This is a genomic window from Bifidobacterium favimelis (assembly GCF_037963085.1).
GTDB lineage: Bacteria > Actinomycetota > Actinomycetes > Actinomycetales > Bifidobacteriaceae > Bombiscardovia > Bombiscardovia favimelis.
The window spans coordinates 237,813-253,192 of the sequence record NZ_JBANDZ010000001.1 but is presented as its reverse complement, the minus strand read 5'-3'; the positions used below and the strand labels follow the sequence as shown (position 1 = coordinate 253,192).

The following is a 15,380-nucleotide window of genomic DNA, read 5'->3' as shown; positions in this document are numbered from 1 at the left end:
TGAAGTCGCACTGGCTTTCCCTTTGGTTCGGCAACCCCCAGTTACTGCATTGCCGCGATTTTCCGCCTTCAATCCCGTTAAGGTATCCAGCTCGGTGAGGTAATCAGCGATACTAGGGTCACCGTGTATCTGCCAGGTCAAGTGTCTCACTATGTGGACACCGGCCAGGCTTTCTTGCTGTCTTGGGTCACAGCCCCGGCTGTCATTCAGCCGGATTCTGACCCTCCTGGTCTGCCTCAGGAAACAGGCAGGCCACCTGATGATCCTTTTGGGATCCTTCCAAGTCATGATGTTCAAGCGCCGGGGCTTCGCCCTCGCACAGCTTTTGCTCCTCCTCCGGCAGGGAGCCCTTCACCTGGCAACGCTGGGCGAAGGCGCAGCCTTCGATCTCCTCGGTGTTGCTGGGAAGCTCACCCTCCAGGACCAATCGGTGGCTGGCCCGCTCCTTGCGGGGGTCGGGAATGGGCACCGCGCTCAGCAGGGCCTTGGTATAAGGGTGCTGGGGGTGTTCAAAGACCTCTTCGGTCTCACCGCTCTCGACGATGCGGCCCTGATACATCACGGCCACACGTGTGGAGATGTGTCTGATCACCGACAGGTTGTGGGCCACGAAGAGGTAGGCCACGCCCAGTTTGTTCTGCAGGTCCTCCAGAAGGTTGATGATCCCCGCCTGAATCGACACATCCAGGGCGGAGACGGGCTCGTCAAGCAGTATCAGCTTGGGGTTGACAGCCAGGGCGCGGGCTATGGCGATGCGCTGCCGCTGTCCACCCGAAAACTGGGTGGGGAAGCGATCCACCTGGTCCGGGTTGAGCTCGACCAATCCCATCAGCTCGGTGACCCGGTCCTTGATCTTGTCCTTGTCCCAGTTGAGGACCTTCAGGGGCTCTGACAGGATGTCATAGATTGTCAGACGGGGGTCCAGGGAGCTCATGGGATCCTGGAAGACGTATTGCACGCTCTCATGGAGCTCGTGCTTCTCCTGGCGGCTCATCTTGTCGGCCATGTTCTTCCCGAAGAGGGTGATGGACCCCTGCTCGGGTTTCTTCAGGTTCATGATCTCCAGGAGGGTGGTGGACTTGCCGGAGCCGGACTCGCCGACCAGGGCCACGGTCTCCCCCTCATGGATGTCGAAGGTCACGTCGTTCACCGCGTGTACGGAGCCGACACGCCGCCGCAGGAAGCCTCCCTTGGTCAGGGGGAAGGTCTTGGTCAGGTGCTGCACATCCAGGACCACAGCCCGGTCCTCACGGGGGATGCCTGCGAATTTGGATACAATCGACTTGCCGACCGTATAGACGTCCTTGTAGGTGAGTTTGCGGTCCATGATCTCCTGGCTGCGATGGCAGGCAACCAGCTGGCCATCCCTGCCCGAGACCTCCATCAGGGGGGGCTCGGCCGTCCGGCATATGTCGGTGACCAGGGGGCAGCGGGGGGCGAAGGGGCAACCCTGCGGGAGGTCGGCCAGGTTCACCGGTGAGCCTGGAATGGGGACCAGGCGGTCCGCCTTAGCCTTGTCCGGCCTCGGTATCGCACCCAGCAGTCCCATCGTGTAAGGCATGATCGGCCTGTAGAAGATGTCTTCGACAGGGGCATGCTCGACCACCCGGCCTGCGTACATGACGATGATGTCGTCGGCCATCCCGGCGATGACCCCCAGGTCGTGGGTGATGAAGATCAGGGCGGCCCCCGTCTCCTTCTGGGCCTTCTGCAGGACCTCCAGGACCTGGGCCTGGATGGTCACGTCCAAAGCCGTCGTGGGCTCATCGGCGATGATCACGTCGGGGTTGTTGGCTATGGCCATGGCGATGACGACGCGCTGGCGCATGCCGCCGGAAAACTCATGTGGGAAGGACTTCAACCTGTCTTCGGCCTTGGGGATACCCACCAGGTTCAGGAGCTCCACCGAACGGTCGTGGATCTCCTCCTCCGTCATATCCGGGTTATGGGTGACCAGGGCCTCTTTGATTTGGTCTCCGATCGTGAAGACGGGTGTCAGCGCAGAAAGAGGGTCTTGGAAGACCATGGCTATGTTCTTCCCGCGAATCGCGCTCATTTCCTTGTCGGTCTTGCCCAAGAGCTCCTCGCCCATGTACTTGACCGATCCCTTGACGCTGGCATTGGGGTCGAGCAGGCCCATGATGGTCATGGAAGTGACAGACTTGCCCGATCCCGATTCGCCCACGATGCCCAGGGTCTGGCCCTTCTTCAGGTCGAAGTTGATGCCCCTGACGGCGTGGACGGTGCCGGCCTCGGAGGCGAAGCTGACCTGCAGGTCCCGGACTTCAAGGACCACATCCCCGCCCCGGGCCCTCTGCAGGGAGGGTCCTGTCATATCCGCTGGCTTCTGGGTCGGTCGAGCCGTCTCTTTTGCGGTTCTTCTGAAGATGCCCATCTGTCTTACTCAGCCTTCCCTACTGAACGAGAATAAGGATCGATGGCATCCCGGATGCCATCACCAATCAACTGTACGGAGAAAGTCAGAAGGATTAGAACCAGGGAGGGGAAAATCAGCACCCAGGGGGCCGTTACCGAGACCCCGCCACCCTCGGTCAAGAGGGTGCCAAGCGAGGTGTCGGGCGGTTTGATGCCCAGGCCCAGGAAGCTGAGGGAGGTCTCGCTGTTGATCGAGCTGACGACCCCCAGCACCGTGTTTATGACAAGGACTGATCCCAGATTGGGAACCAGGTGCCTCCATATGATGGTGAAGGAGCCGACCCCCATGAACTTGGCCGCTCTGACATAGTCCAGCTCGCGCAGGCTCATGGTGAGTGTCCTGATGACACGGGCGTCACCCACCCAGCCCAAGACGGTCAGACCACCCACCAGCATGAGCCAACCGCTGGTGCCCGATGCCGAACGGACCAGCATGGCCACGATCAGGAAGCTGGGGATGACCAGGAGCATGTCGAGGATCCACATGCCGACCTTCTCGAACCAGCCCTCGAAGAAGGAAATGGCGGTGCCTATCAGGGCGGCGAGGATCATGGTCAGGACCGAGCTGAGGAAGCCGATCGCCATGGAGCGGCCCAAGCCTCGGATGACCATGGCATAGAGGTCCGAACCACCCGACGTGGTCCCCATCCAATGCTCCGCACTGGGCGGGGAGGCCAGAGCCGTGAAGTCGAGGTCGACGTAGTTCCATTTGCTCAGCTTGGAACCGAAGAGGGCGAAGAAGGTGAGGATGAGCAGGATGATCACGCCGGCGACCGCCGAAGGCCTCCTCAGGAAGCGGCGGACATAGAGGACCATCCTCCGTTGATGTTGATAGTCCTTCTTCTCCGGTCTGGCCACGCCACGGTCGACCGTCAACTCCGCCGCATCTTGTTTCGCCATGTTGTTCTTCTCTGTCATAGTAGTTCCCGTTCGACTAGTACAGACGGATACGAGGATCGAGCCAGGCCGAGAAGAGATCGGCCAGTATGGCGCCGACCAGGGTGCAGACGCCGCCGAAGGCCGCGATGGCCACCGAACCATTGATGTCGTTGTTGTTGATGGTGGTCACGAAGTATCTTCCCAGACCATTGATGCCGAAGACCGTCTCGGTCATGGTCGCACCTGTGAAGACACCTGCAATGGAAAAGGCTACGCTGACGGCGGTCGGTATCAGCGAGGTGCGCAGGGCATGACGGCGGATGGCCTGGTTCAAGGTCAGTCCCTTGGCCCTGGCCGTTCTGACGTAGTCTGCATTCATCGTGTCCAAAAGATATGTGCGCTGCTTGAGATGGTATCCCACGGCACCGCTCAAGAAAAGAACCAAGGTCGGCAGAATCAGGTGCTGCAGGAAGTCCAGTGTCCAATTTACCGGATTGGATCCTTCATATGAATGGAGGCCTGTCACATAGAAGACTCTGGATCCGACCGAGTTGTTGAGCCAGATGGCGCCCAGCACGACGAAGAGGGCCATGACGGGGAGGGGGACCACCAGGAGGAAGGTGGCTATGGCGTTCAGGGTCCGGTCCTGCCACTTGTACTGGCGGATGGCCGTGTAGACACCAATGGCCACACCGATGATGATGGAGAGGACAGTGGCTATGGTGACCAGTTGCACGGAGGCCCAAATCCTGCTTGATATGGCGTGATTGACGGAACTCTGGTCGGGTGCCAGACCCCAATCCCATTTGGTGACGATGTTCTTCAGCCAGCGACCGTAACGGATGACGACCGGAGTCTGGTCGTTGATGTTGGCGTTGTTCAGGGAGTTGTTGATCGATTCGGGAGGGGGCACCGGGCGGCGTTCGGAGTAGTTGGACCGGGGATCCATGAAAGCGCTGGCCAGGAAGTAGACGATGGATACGGCAACAAACAGCATCACAATATAGTTGAGAATGCGTTTAATGATGTACTTAATCATCGGCTCTTTCTCTCTCCTGGTCGCTTATTGCTGCAACTGTAATTGCCGACCCGGATATTCACCCGATCGGTGTCTCACACAGTCAATGAAAACAGTGGCCCGACCACCTGCGCAAAACCGCAATCCCGGTCCAAGGCCGCTGCTTATTCAAACACTATGTGCTTTGTTGTATATTTAGTACTCGCCATTTGTAATAGACATGTAACGTCCGCTTAACATGGCCCGGAGCCCGCACACCGTCCTCTTTTGGAAAACGACGACCAGACCCATGATACTCGGACTGGGGATGAGACGGGAATCAGGTGGCCTCCAGGAGGAAGTCACGGAGTTCGGCACTCTGGTCCCTTCGGAGCAGCCGGCCCGGGCCGGGCATGAACAAGGCCGGGAGGAGCCTTCTTCCCCTCCCGGCCTCAAAACGGGAATGCGTCTGCCAATGGACATCATGCGTAAGATACGATCGCCGAACCACAGGCAGTCGGCAGGCACCCTTCCTGACACGGCTTTACTGAACGGACCCGGTTCACTTCACGCAGGCAATCAGCTTGCCGATACGCCAGCAACCCGGACTATACTGCACTGCCTCATAGGTCGGGGCGGCACCGTAATAGCGGTTCATGGCATAACCACCCATGCCAAGGGCGGCGACCACTGCCAGCAACCCGGAGACAAGCTTGAGCGACATCCTCTTCTTGATGGACCGTAATCCCTGCATGTCATCCCCCTTTGTGCAGTCCGATCTCACCTTGAAATCGGAGTACCTGAAAGATAGCAGACTCGGACCGGCCACCCCGGAAAAGTCCACCACTCGACCTTCGATTCCTTCCCTCGGTGCCGGAAACCGGACTGACCGTCTCACCCTTTGCCGTGAACGGGCACGAGGAATGCAGATGCCGGACCGGTCATCGAGCATGAAAAAAGCCCGGCAACCGTTGCGGTTGCTGGGCTTGGCTCTGTGCCCCCACGGGGGCTCGAACCCCGGACACGCTGATTAAGAGTCAGCTGCTCTAGCCAACTGAGCTATAGGGGCAAGGCACATTGCTGAGCCAAGAAGCAACTATACACGATTCATTGAATCCTGCAAGACGGCGCGTCTTGGTCAGCCAGCCTGACCTGCCCTCCGGGAGGAAAGGCCTCAGAACCGCTTGGCCTGCCTCATGCGGGAAGAAACGCCGTCCTTCTGGACAGGTCAATGGAGCCGCAGGGCCCCTCCGCCCCATGCGGGAAGGACGGGTCCCGTCACCCGGCGCGGACCTGGCCATGGCCGCGACGTGGAGACCGCACATCAGACGATTTTCGGCATGGGGGTGGTAAGGGAGGTGGTCAGGTTCACCTGGAGGAGGCCGGCACCCGTATGGGCCTCGACCTTCTTCAGCGTGACCGTGCGCTCGGCCTCGGGGGCCGTATCGTCATCGGTCATGGTTGCGGGGGACTTGACGGCAACCACGACCAGCCGGTCCAGGTCCGCCCCCACCCCCCTGCAGAGCCCACGGGCCGATTCAAGGGACTGGGCAAAACCAGCCTTCTCCACCACCCGGTCTGCGGGCACCCCGTAGGCGCTTGCGACGATCCAACGGATCTGGTCCATGACCCCCATGCCCAGATGGCTGGCCTGGCCGGCGACGGCCTCTTCGGAACCCCACCCCACCTGGGCGTCTTCGTGGCCTTCGTCCTCCAGGGCCTGGATGAAACCGTCCAGCTGCGGCTCCAGGGAGGTGCCGCCGTCACGGAAGAGGTTGCCGATGATGGGCCTGCGGAAGCCCAGGTCCGAGGCGATGGCCCGCAGGTCGTCCACCTGACCGTCCTCTCCCTCCCAGAGGTTGATCAGGGGGAAGGTCGGGATGCCCAGACCTTCCAGGCGGTTCACGTGGAAGGGGTAGCGCCATTGCAGCCTGGGGTCGTCCCGCCAGGTGGTGGCACGGGTGACGACGATGGCGGCTGCAGGCCATTGGGCCCCATATTCACGGGCCGCTATGTCCAGCCACTTCTGGGCTCCGGCATCGGCCCCGTAACCGGCCTCGACGACCACCACGTCATGGCGGGCGCAGGCCATCTCCACGGAGACCAGGCTTGGGATCCCCAGGGAGACGTTGGCGAAGGGGCCGCAGTGGACGTAGACCGGGGACCCCTGCAGGGTCTCGGTCATGGCCGGCTTGACGGCGTCGCCCAGGATTCCGGTGATCCGCCAGAGGTCGATGAACTCACCAAAGGTGACGGGCCGACCGCCCAGGGTGCCGGCGATCATGGCCGACACCCTCCGGCCTATCTCATCCATGCTGCGTGAGAGGACCACGATCTGCATGAGCTCGCAGGTCGGGGTCAGGACGGTCCGCTCCGCCAGGTCCCCCCTGCCCCGGTCCACGCTGATCTGCCTCAGCGAGCGGGAGGGAACCTCGGAGACCCTGGGGACCAGGACCGTGTCCAGCCTGCCCTCGTCCACGGCCTTCTCCGCGAATGAGACCAGGAGATTCTGGGCTGATTCGATGGCGGCCATCTCCCCGCACAGGCCCCAGTCCACCAGTTCCGGATGGGTCAGCGAGGACCTGCCGCCGCCCGAGGCACCGCCCTTGGAACCGGCCGCCGTGATGCCCATGCTTGGTTGTCTCAGCACGGCCGCCGCATCCACCCCCCGGGCTCGGAGGGCGTCTATCAGGGCGATCGTGGTCGTGGTCTTCCCCTCACCCCTGGAGGCCTTGAGGGGTGTGTCGGCGGTCACAAGGACCACCCGTCCGTGCTTGCGCGGCTCCTGTGGGTTGCGCCTGAGTTCGTCCAGGTAGCCGAAGGCATCCACCTTGCTGACCAGCCCGTAAGGCCTGACGAAGTCTTTGAAATCGGTCATGTTCTCCTCTTGGCTCGTTGGCTTTTCTCCGTGGGTGTTTTCCTGATATCCGAACCGCACGCCGTCCCCCGGACGGACGCATGCGGCCTGCGCCCGGTCCCAGCGTGGACGGGACCGACGGTCAGCCGGTTGGGGGTGGCGTCCCGGTGGTTTTCAGTTGTCGGAAAGGTGGTATCCGTTGCGCATCTTCATGCTGACCGTATAGAGCACCTCGCCCAGGAGGGCATCGGTCCTCTTGCGCAGTTCGTCGGCCATGTCCTGGTTGGCCGTCTTGAGGATCTCCCTGACCTCGGGATTGTCTGTTCCCCGGTCGGCCCCCTCCAGACGGCCCACCTGGTCGTCGGTCGCGGCGATCATCCTGTGGCCCTGGGCGCCGATGGCCTCCTGGTAGCGCTCGTTGGCGGCGCTGGTGTCCGCGAAGGCACCGTCGCTCAGTGCGGCGATCAGACGGTCGGTCCAGTAGAGATTGTCGGTGGTCACCCTGTCCGTGGTCCCTGCCAGGTAATCGGGCGTGGTGTCCACGTTGGCATAGAAGGGGACCAGGGCGTTGAAGGGGTTGGACCCGTAAGCCATCCACTGAATGGCCCGGCAGGATTCAGGACGGTAGGGGCGCAGCTGGATGACGGCCAGCTGGTTGTTGCGGTTGATCCCGATCGGGCGGTAGAGGCCACGGGTGTGGGCGTCTCCCAGAACACCATAAGGATCGTAGGGGGTCCCCTGGTAGTGGGAGCTCAGCACGTACTTGACATCCTCGACGGTGATCTTGCGCTCGGGCTGGCGGCACCAGGGGATGTTGTCAGCGGTGGGGGCGTGGTCGGCATCGGGGCCGTCCCAGATCTCGTCGTAGGGGTTGAGGAAGCGCTGCATCCACCAGGCACGGGGGGTGTTGTAGACGTGGTCGGAATCGCTGTGGGATCCAAAGGCATCACGCGGGTTGAAGGGGGAGGCCGATTCCACGGCCAGGTCCAGGTGGTTCTCCTCGATGAACTCACGCAGGTCGGACGAGCACATGTGGTCGGTCTGCCCGCCCAGGGCGTCGTCCAGGTCGAATTCGTCGATGCCCAGCTGGTTGGGCATGGTCACGTAAGAGTCGTCGGGAACCCTTTTGGCAATCCAGTGGTGGCCGCCTATGGTTTCCAGCCACCAGATCTCGTCCACGTCGCTGAAGGCGATTCCGTTCATCTCATAGGTGCCGTAGCGTTCCAGGAGGTCGCCCAGACGCTCCACTCCCTCCCGGGCGCTGTGGATGTATGGCAGGACGATGGTCAGGAGGTCCTCCTCCCCGATCCCGCCTGCGGACTCGGGAATGTAGCCCTCCTCGCCGGGGCGGCCCTGGGCGGGCGTCAGCTCGACCAGGGGGTCAGCGCCCAGCACCCGCTCGTTGGAGGTGATGGTCTCGGTCTCGGTCATCGCCACATTGGCCTCGTTGACTCCGGCCTCACCCCAGATGCCCTCATTGGAGATGGCGTTGGGGACAGCCGTGTACCGCAGGGGGTCATCGGGCAGGTCCATCTGGACATGGCTCATCACGCTGCGATAGTGCCTGGGCTGGTCCTCGGGGGCGACCACGACGAAACGTTTGGGGCAGAACTCACCATTGGGAGAATCCTCGTTGCGGGCGATGATGGTCGACCCGTCGTAGCTCGCTTCCTTGCCGATCAGGATTGTGGTACATGCCATGTGGGGATGCCTTTCTGCTGTGACGGGACCGGCCGGATCCCGCGCCGACCCTCGGCCCGGAAGGGCCGGACCGGGGTCCACCTGTCGTTCCACACTCTAACGCCCGCCTGCCCCATGGCACAGCACCGGCCCGCCGCTTTGGCCGAATCGCGGAATCAGGCCTGTGCGGGCAGCCAGGCTTCCGCCTGGACCGGGGCCGGGGAGGCCTGGTGGATCCCGTGCTCCAAAGCGTTGAGCCAGAAACCCTCTTTCAATCCGGCGATAGGGTCCGGGGTGGCCCAGACTCGCAGGACGTAATCATGGGTGCGGTCTGGAGGGGTCGGTCCGTTGTAGCGCATGAGAAGACTCCTGTCATCGGCCGCCCCGCCCTTCATCACGAACTTGGAAGCGGCCGAGGTCCGCCCCTGGGGAACCCCGGGGATCAGGTCTTCCAGCCGGCGGGAGAAGTCCTCGGGAATGCTCACCTCACGTGTCTCCTGATTGCCCGCAGGGCCGTGGTCGGGGCCGGCCGACGTGGGCGTGACCAGGCCATGTCCCGCCAGACCCGCGATGGGCAGGTTGGCGAGAGACCAGTGGATCCACTGAAAGCCGCACACGGGGATGGAGTCGGGGTCGACCAGCTCCCAGTGAAGGTACCTGCAAGAGACCGGGACTGCGCTTACCCGGAAGGGGAAGGAGACGACAGGCTGACCCTGCCGGGTCAGTGAGATGGGTGCCCGTTTGGCGTACCGGTCGGGGATGACATCAAAATCGACGATGATCTTCATATCTCCGATTCTCTTCCCCGCCGGCGGTCCAGTCAAGCTTATCGGCCATCGGCTCAGGGCCCCTACCGGTCGGAGACCAGGAGTCGGCAGAAGAGGGCTTCGAATACCAGAAGGGGGGAACCGTTGCCGGCCAGCCGGCGGCGTGCGGTGGCTATGGTCTCCAGACGGTCTATGGCGGCCCGGCGGGTCAGACGAACCGAGAGGTCGGTGATGGCCGGGCGGTTTTCCAGGTTGACCAAGCCTGCCGTCTCATCGGCCTGGTTCTGCAGGACGCAGACGTCCCTGTACACACTGGCCAGAATGTTCAAGTACCGGTCCAGCACATCCCTGGTCAGCCTGGTGGTCCGCCGACGGACCTCATCCTTGCCGCCCAAGGCATGGTAGGCCCCCCTCAGCGCCGGAGGTATGCGTTCGTCCGTCCCCAGGCCGTTGACCTGGCGGAACTCGCTTTCGGCCCTGGCCACCTGCCCCTCCACGGCCCTGGCGGCCTGGCTCTTGGCATCGTCCACCATGCGTCCGGCCAGGATGATGGCATCGGATGACCGGCGCAGGCCGAGCAGACCGATGACCAGCTCATCCCTGTCGGCCAGGACCTGCCTGTCGGTGGCATAAAGACGGGCCACGCCGATATGCCCCTGGGCCAGCCGGGCAGCCTTGAGGGCCGTCGCCCTGTCGACGCCCTCCTGCCTGATCAGAAAGTCGGCGACGGCCGTGTTGGAGGGGACGGCCAGGTTGACCACCCTGGTGCGCGAGCGGATGGTGGGCAGGACGTCTTGAGCGCTGGGGGCGCACAGGAGCCAGATGGTGTGGGGGGCCGGTTCTTCGATCTCCTTGAGGAGGACATTGGTGGTCCGCTCCAGCATGCGATCCACATCCTCGATGATGATGACCCGCCAGGGAGCGGTGGTCGGCATCTGCTCGGAGGTGACGATCAGGTCGCGCACCTGGTCGATTCCGATGGTGACCTTGTTGGTGGACAGGATGGTCACATCCGGGTGGGAGCCGGCGAGGACCTGCGAGGTAACCCGGGTCGGCTGGTCGGACAGGCCCTGGTCCGGGCTGATCAGGGCGGCGGCGAAGGCCCTGGCCAGGTTGGACCGTCCCGATCCGGGAGGGCCGCAGATCAACCAGGACTGGGCTATGTCGTCACGGCCGGAGCCGGGAGATGCGACGACCGACTTGAGCAGGTTCACCGTCGGCTCCTGCCCGACGATACCGTCCCAGACACTCATCGTGGATTGCGCCTGAAACGCGGGGGCCTAAGCCACCTGACCCGCTGTCTGGCCCTGCCCTGCCGGCCGGAGACCGCCAGGCCCGGTTCAGGCCGGGGGCCCTCCGAGGGGGCCTCCTCGCCCAGGAGACCGCCGCCCAGTGTCCCGCCGACCGCCACGCCGCCCTCAGGGAGGGAACGGAAGTCCGAGGGGTGCAGGGCCGGGTCCTCAATGAAATCCGCAGGGAGGACCGCCGCCCTTCCAAGCCCTTGGCCGGACCCTTCATCCTCTCCCGGACCGGTCCTCCTGTCGGAATATGTACTTGCGGGTCCTTCCCCTTGGGAAGACGCCCCGGACAGGCCGCCGCCCCTGACAGGCCGCAGGCCGCCGTCGGCAGGGTCCGGGAGTGCAGGGCCGACCGGCCCCATCCCGCCCCCGGAGACCCCATCCGGGCCGTCATCCGGGTCATCGCCGGAGTCACCGGTCACGACACCGCCATCATCCTGGTCATCATCGGTTCCATCTTCATCATCGGAGTCTTCGAAACCATCGGTCCCCTCCCAGTCATCCGACCCCTCGGAGTCATCTCCGTCGCCGGACCCGTCGGAATCGCCGGAATCATCCACATCATCCGAATCATCCGAATCATCCGAATCATCGACACCGTCCGAATCTTCGGGACTTTCCGCCTCATCCCGGGAATCATCACCATCTGCATCGGCCATGCCACCGTCATCGGAATCATCCCCACCATCTTCGTCGGTCTCCTGGTCGGAGACGGGCGTGAGGTTGACAGGCATTCCCTCGGTCAACCTGTCCAGGTCGGCCTGAATCGACTGCCAGACCTCATCGATTGGCCTGGTGGCATCGATGACCACGAATCTGTCCGGGTCCTGACGGGCCAGTTCCAGGAACTCCTGCCGTACCTGCTCCTGGAATTCCAGGCCGGCCGCCTCCAAGCGGTCCGGCTCGTGGTTGAGCCGGAGATTGGTCTGGGAGGGGTCCGCATCAAGAAGATAGGTCCTGGTCGGCAGGAGGCCTTCGGAGGCCCACATGCTCAGCCGGCGAATCACATCGACCGGCAGATCACGGCCGCCGGCCTGGTAGGCCAGGGAGGAATCGATGTAGCGGTCGCAGAGGACCACATCACCCCTGGCCATGGCAGGGCGGATCACCTGGGCCACATGTTCGGCACGGTCGGCCGCATAGAGAAGGGCCTCAGTGCGCGGTGCAAGATCATCCGTGGCATCGACCACGTCGGTAGCCCCCGTCACCGCCAGGGAGGGGAAGGAGGCCATGCCGTGCAGGACCAGTTCCCGTATGGCCAGTCCGGCAGGGGTCCCGCCCGGCTCCCTGGTCACCAGCGAGCGCAGCCCCTTCACCTGCAGGTAGTCATGGGCCCGCTGGACCTGGGTGGACTTCCCGGCCCCGTCGACACCTTCGAACGATATGAACAACCCCTCGGTCATGCCTTTTTCTCCGTAGTCTTCCCGGCGGCGGCCCTCCTGGTCGTCGTCTTCCTGGCTGTGGTCCTCCTGGGTGACGCCTTCCCGGCCGCCGTCCTGCCGGCGGCCGACTTACGGCCTGACGCCTTGGCACCGCCTGTCTTTGCGGCACCGCCCGCCCGGCCGGCCGCCTTGGACCTGGCTCCCTTCCGCCCCCGGGTGGAGGGGCCGGCCGCCCTCTTTTCGGCCAGGAGCCTGAAGGCCTCCTCGGGCCGTATGGATTCCGGCGTGTACTGCTTGGGCAGGGTACGGTTGGTCTCCCCGTCGGTGATGTAGGTACCGTAGAACCCGTCCTTGATGGTGACAGGCCTTCCCGTATCGGGGTCCGCCCCCAGCTCCCTGAGTGGGGGTTTCGCCGACCCCCTGGTCCTTCTGCCGTACTTGGGCTGGTCGAAAAGGGCCTTGGCTGAGGCCTGGTCCACGGTGAAGATCTCATCCTCGCTGCCCAGGGACCTGGTCTCCGTGCTCCCATCGGCCGAGGTCTTGGTCAGGTAGGGACCGTACCGGCCGTTGCTGGCCGTGACCGTCGCCTGGCTGGCCACGCCCGTCTTGGGGTCGGTCTGCTCGATCACGCCCACCGTGCGCGGAAGGCTGAGCAGTCTGAGGGCATCATCCAGGCCGATGGTGTCGGGGTCCATCCCCTTGAAGAGGGAGGCCATCTTAGGCTTGGCCGCATCGGACTTCGCGGAACGGCCGGGACGGTTCCCGGTCCGGGCCCCGGTCTGGCCGCCCTTGTCCGTATCGGAGGCCCGGCCTTCCTTGTCCTTGTCCTTGTCTTTATCCGTCTGAGCGTCCTCGGGCCTGACCAGGGCGACGTAGGGGCCGAATCTCCCCTTGCGCACCTCCACCCGGCCACCGGTGACCGGGTCCACGCCGAGTTCTCTGGGGCCACCTGCGTTGGCCTCGATCAGCTCATGACCGACGGCCGGGGTCAGCTCATCCGGGGCCATGGTGGAAGGCAGGGAGGCCCGCTTGGGGTTGCCTTCCTCGTCCAGGTTCCGGGTGTCCTCCAGATAGGGGCCATAGCGGCCCACTCGGACCTGGAGCCCGTCACCGATCCGGATGGTGTTGATCTCCTTGGCGTCGATGTCGCCCAACTGGGCCACCTGCTGCTGGAGCCCCTCATGGGCCTCGTCCGCATTCTTGGCGGCCCCCTCGCCTGAACCGAAGTAGAACCGGGTCAGCCAGTCCCTCCCCTTCTCCTTGCCGTGGGCGATCATGTCCAGGCCGTTTTCCATCTGAGCCGTGAACTGGTAGTCCACGTACCGGGGGAAGTTGGTTTCCAGAAGCTTGACCACGGAGAAGGCCAGCCAGGAGGGAATCAGGGCCCGGCCGCGCTCGTAGACATAACCCCGGTCGATGATGGTCGAGATGATGCTGGCATAGGTCGAGGGCCTGCCGATCTCCTTTGCCTCCAGGGTCTTGACCAGGGAGGCCTCCGTGTATCGGGCGGGAGGCTGGGTCTCATGGCCCTCAGGGGCCACCCCGTCGGCACGCAGCACGTCGCCCTTGCCCAGAGGAGGGAGGGACCCGTTGTCCTCAGAGGCATCCCCCCTCTCCTCCCTGGAGGATGAGGACCTGGGACGATCCTTCTCGCCGTATCCCAAGGCCTTCATGAAACCGGGGAACTCGATCACCGTGCCGGAAGCCTGGAAGATGGCCTCCCCCTCCTCACCCGCCTGGGCGGAGAGCCTGACCGTAGCGGTGGAGCCGGTGGCATCGGCCATCTGGGAGGCCAGTGTCCGGCGCCATATGAGCGTGTACAGTCTGAGCTGGTCGGGTGGAAGGGTCTGCGCCAACTGGTCGGGCCTGCGGAAGTGCGAACCTGCCGGCCTGATGCACTCGTGGGCCTCCTGGGCCCCGGCCGTCTTGGTCACGTACTGTTTGGATTTCTCCGAGAGGTACTCCCTGCCATATTCGGCGGTCACGCTTTCACGGGCGGCGGCGATGGCCTCCTGGGAAAGGGTGACGGAATCGGTTCGCATGTAAGTGATATATCCGTTTTCATAGAGCCCCTGGGCGGCCCTCATGGCCGCCCTGGAGCTCATGCCCAGCCTGTTGCCCGCCGCCTGTTGCATGGTGGAGGTGGTGAAGGGGGGCTGGGGCCGACGACGGTAGGGCTTGGTCTCAAGACCAACGACGGTGAAGTCCGCATCCCCCAGGGCCTTGGCCAGACGGCCGGCCCCCTCCTCATCCAGCTGGAGGGCATCCTCCTTGGAGGCTGTATCCGTCAGCCTGCCGTCATTGCCGAAGTCTTTTGAAACCGCCAGGCGGCGACCCGCCAGCTGGACCATCCTGGCCTTGAAACCGCCTCCGTCACCTTCCACGCCGGTCGGGCCGGCGGCCAGGGAGGCGACGACATCCCAGTAGGAGGCCCGGACGAAGGCCATCCGCTCGCGTTCCCGCTCCACAATCAGCCGGGTTGCAACGGACTGGACGCGACCGGCACTCAGCTTGGGGCCGACCTTCCTCCACAGGACGGGGGAGAGCTCATAGCCGTAGAGACGGTCGAGCACCCTCCTGGTCTCCTGGGCGTCGACCATGTCGGCATCCACGTCCCTGGTGTGGTTGAGGGACTCCTTGATGGCCTCGGGGGTGATTTCGTGAAAGACCATTCTCTTGACGGGGACCTTGGGCTTGAGGGTCTGGACCAGGTGCCAGGCAATGGCCTCCCCCTCACGATCCTCATCAGTGGCCAGGTAGAGTTCATCCGCGTCTTTCAGGGCCTTCTTCAGCTCGGCCACGGTCTTCTTCTTGTCTCCATCGACTATGTAGTAGGGCTTGAAACCGTCGTTCACATCGACGCCGAACCTGCCGTATTCCCTTTTGCGGGAGGCCGGGACCTGCGAGGGTTGGGCCAGGTCGCGGATGTGACCCACCGAGGCCTTGACGGTATAGCCGTCGCCCAAGTAGCCGCCAATCTTCTTTGCCTTGGTCGGCGACTCAACAATGACGAGCTTATTGCCGGATGCCATTGGCCTTCTCCTTATATATAGGTTCTTCGCACGCCATCTTACTCACGGGGCT

Annotated in this window: 9 protein-coding genes, 1 tRNA gene and 1 pseudogene; all 11 read right to left on the bottom strand. The window is 63.6% G+C overall.

All coding sequences use genetic code 11. The features are described from left to right. Positions 1-202: 202 nt before the first annotated feature. Positions 203-2,335: a dipeptide ABC transporter ATP-binding protein gene (locus V6584_RS00930; RefSeq protein ID WP_340468579.1), complete on the bottom strand. Its 2,133-nt coding sequence runs from the start codon at positions 2,333-2,335 to the stop codon at positions 203-205. A 65-nt stretch (positions 2,336-2,400) separates the two neighbouring features. Continuing rightward, entirely contained in the window at positions 2,401-3,336 is a 936-nt protein-coding gene (locus V6584_RS00925; protein ID WP_340468578.1) for an ABC transporter permease, read from the bottom strand. Positions 3,337-3,370: 34 nt separating this feature from the next. Continuing rightward, complete coding sequence (locus V6584_RS00920) at positions 3,371-4,354, bottom strand: ABC transporter permease (protein WP_340468577.1); 984 nt, start codon at positions 4,352-4,354, stop codon at positions 3,371-3,373. A gap of 520 nt (positions 4,355-4,874) precedes the next feature. Then, a complete protein-coding gene (locus tag V6584_RS00915) occupies positions 4,875-5,066 on the bottom strand; it encodes a hypothetical protein (RefSeq protein ID WP_340468576.1) in 192 nt (63 codons plus the stop codon). Positions 5,067-5,307: 241 nt separating this feature from the next. After that, positions 5,308-5,381, bottom strand: a tRNA-Lys gene (locus V6584_RS00910). Between the two features lie 255 nt (positions 5,382-5,636). After that, positions 5,637-7,190 (bottom strand): formate--tetrahydrofolate ligase, encoded by a 1,554-nt coding sequence (locus V6584_RS00905; RefSeq protein WP_340468575.1) that lies wholly within the window; start codon positions 7,188-7,190, stop codon positions 5,637-5,639. A gap of 153 nt (positions 7,191-7,343) precedes the next feature. Further along, on the bottom strand, positions 7,344-8,870 hold the full coding sequence (locus tag V6584_RS00900; RefSeq protein WP_340468574.1) for a C69 family dipeptidase: 1,527 nt from the start codon (positions 8,868-8,870) through the stop codon (positions 7,344-7,346). A gap of 155 nt (positions 8,871-9,025) precedes the next feature. After that, positions 9,026-9,637 (bottom strand): YbhB/YbcL family Raf kinase inhibitor-like protein, encoded by a 612-nt coding sequence (locus tag V6584_RS00895; protein ID WP_340468573.1) that lies wholly within the window; start codon positions 9,635-9,637, stop codon positions 9,026-9,028. Between the two features lie 62 nt (positions 9,638-9,699). Continuing rightward, positions 9,700-10,869, bottom strand: coding sequence for a DNA polymerase III subunit delta' (locus V6584_RS00890; protein ID WP_340468572.1), 1,170 nt, complete (start codon positions 10,867-10,869; stop codon positions 9,700-9,702). A gap of 785 nt (positions 10,870-11,654) precedes the next feature. Next, a pseudogene (tmk, locus tag V6584_RS00885) lies at positions 11,655-12,317 on the bottom strand (dTMP kinase); the annotation flags it as partial. Beyond that, a complete protein-coding gene (gene topA / locus V6584_RS00880) occupies positions 12,314-15,328 on the bottom strand; it encodes a type I DNA topoisomerase (protein ID WP_340468571.1) in 3,015 nt (1,004 codons plus the stop codon). The gene topA and the pseudogene tmk, both read right to left, overlap by 4 nt. Positions 15,329-15,380: the final 52 nt, after the last annotated feature.

Bases quoted from the DNA above. Each gene is read 5' to 3' on its own strand.
- V6584_RS00915 (WP_340468576.1), bottom strand. From the start codon at position 5,066: ATGCAGGGATTACGGTCCATCAAGAAGAGGATGTCGCTCAAGCTTGTC.
- V6584_RS00890 (WP_340468572.1), bottom strand. From the start codon at position 10,869: ATGAGTGTCTGGGACGGTATCGTCGGGCAGGAGCCGACGGTGAACCTG.
- V6584_RS00895 (WP_340468573.1), bottom strand. From the start codon at position 9,637: ATGAAGATCATCGTCGATTTTGATGTCATCCCCGACCGGTACGCCAAA.
- V6584_RS00930 (WP_340468579.1), bottom strand. From the start codon at position 2,335: ATGACAGGACCCTCCCTGCAGAGGGCCCGGGGCGGGGATGTGGTCCTT.
- V6584_RS00900 (WP_340468574.1), bottom strand. From the start codon at position 8,870: ATGGCATGTACCACAATCCTGATCGGCAAGGAAGCGAGCTACGACGGG.
- topA (WP_340468571.1), bottom strand. From the start codon at position 15,328: ATGGCATCCGGCAATAAGCTCGTCATTGTTGAGTCGCCGACCAAGGCA.
- V6584_RS00905 (WP_340468575.1), bottom strand. From the start codon at position 7,190: ATGACCGATTTCAAAGACTTCGTCAGGCCTTACGGGCTGGTCAGCAAG.
- V6584_RS00925 (WP_340468578.1), bottom strand. From the start codon at position 3,336: ATGGCGAAACAAGATGCGGCGGAGTTGACGGTCGACCGTGGCGTGGCC.
- V6584_RS00920 (WP_340468577.1), bottom strand. From the start codon at position 4,354: ATGATTAAGTACATCATTAAACGCATTCTCAACTATATTGTGATGCTG.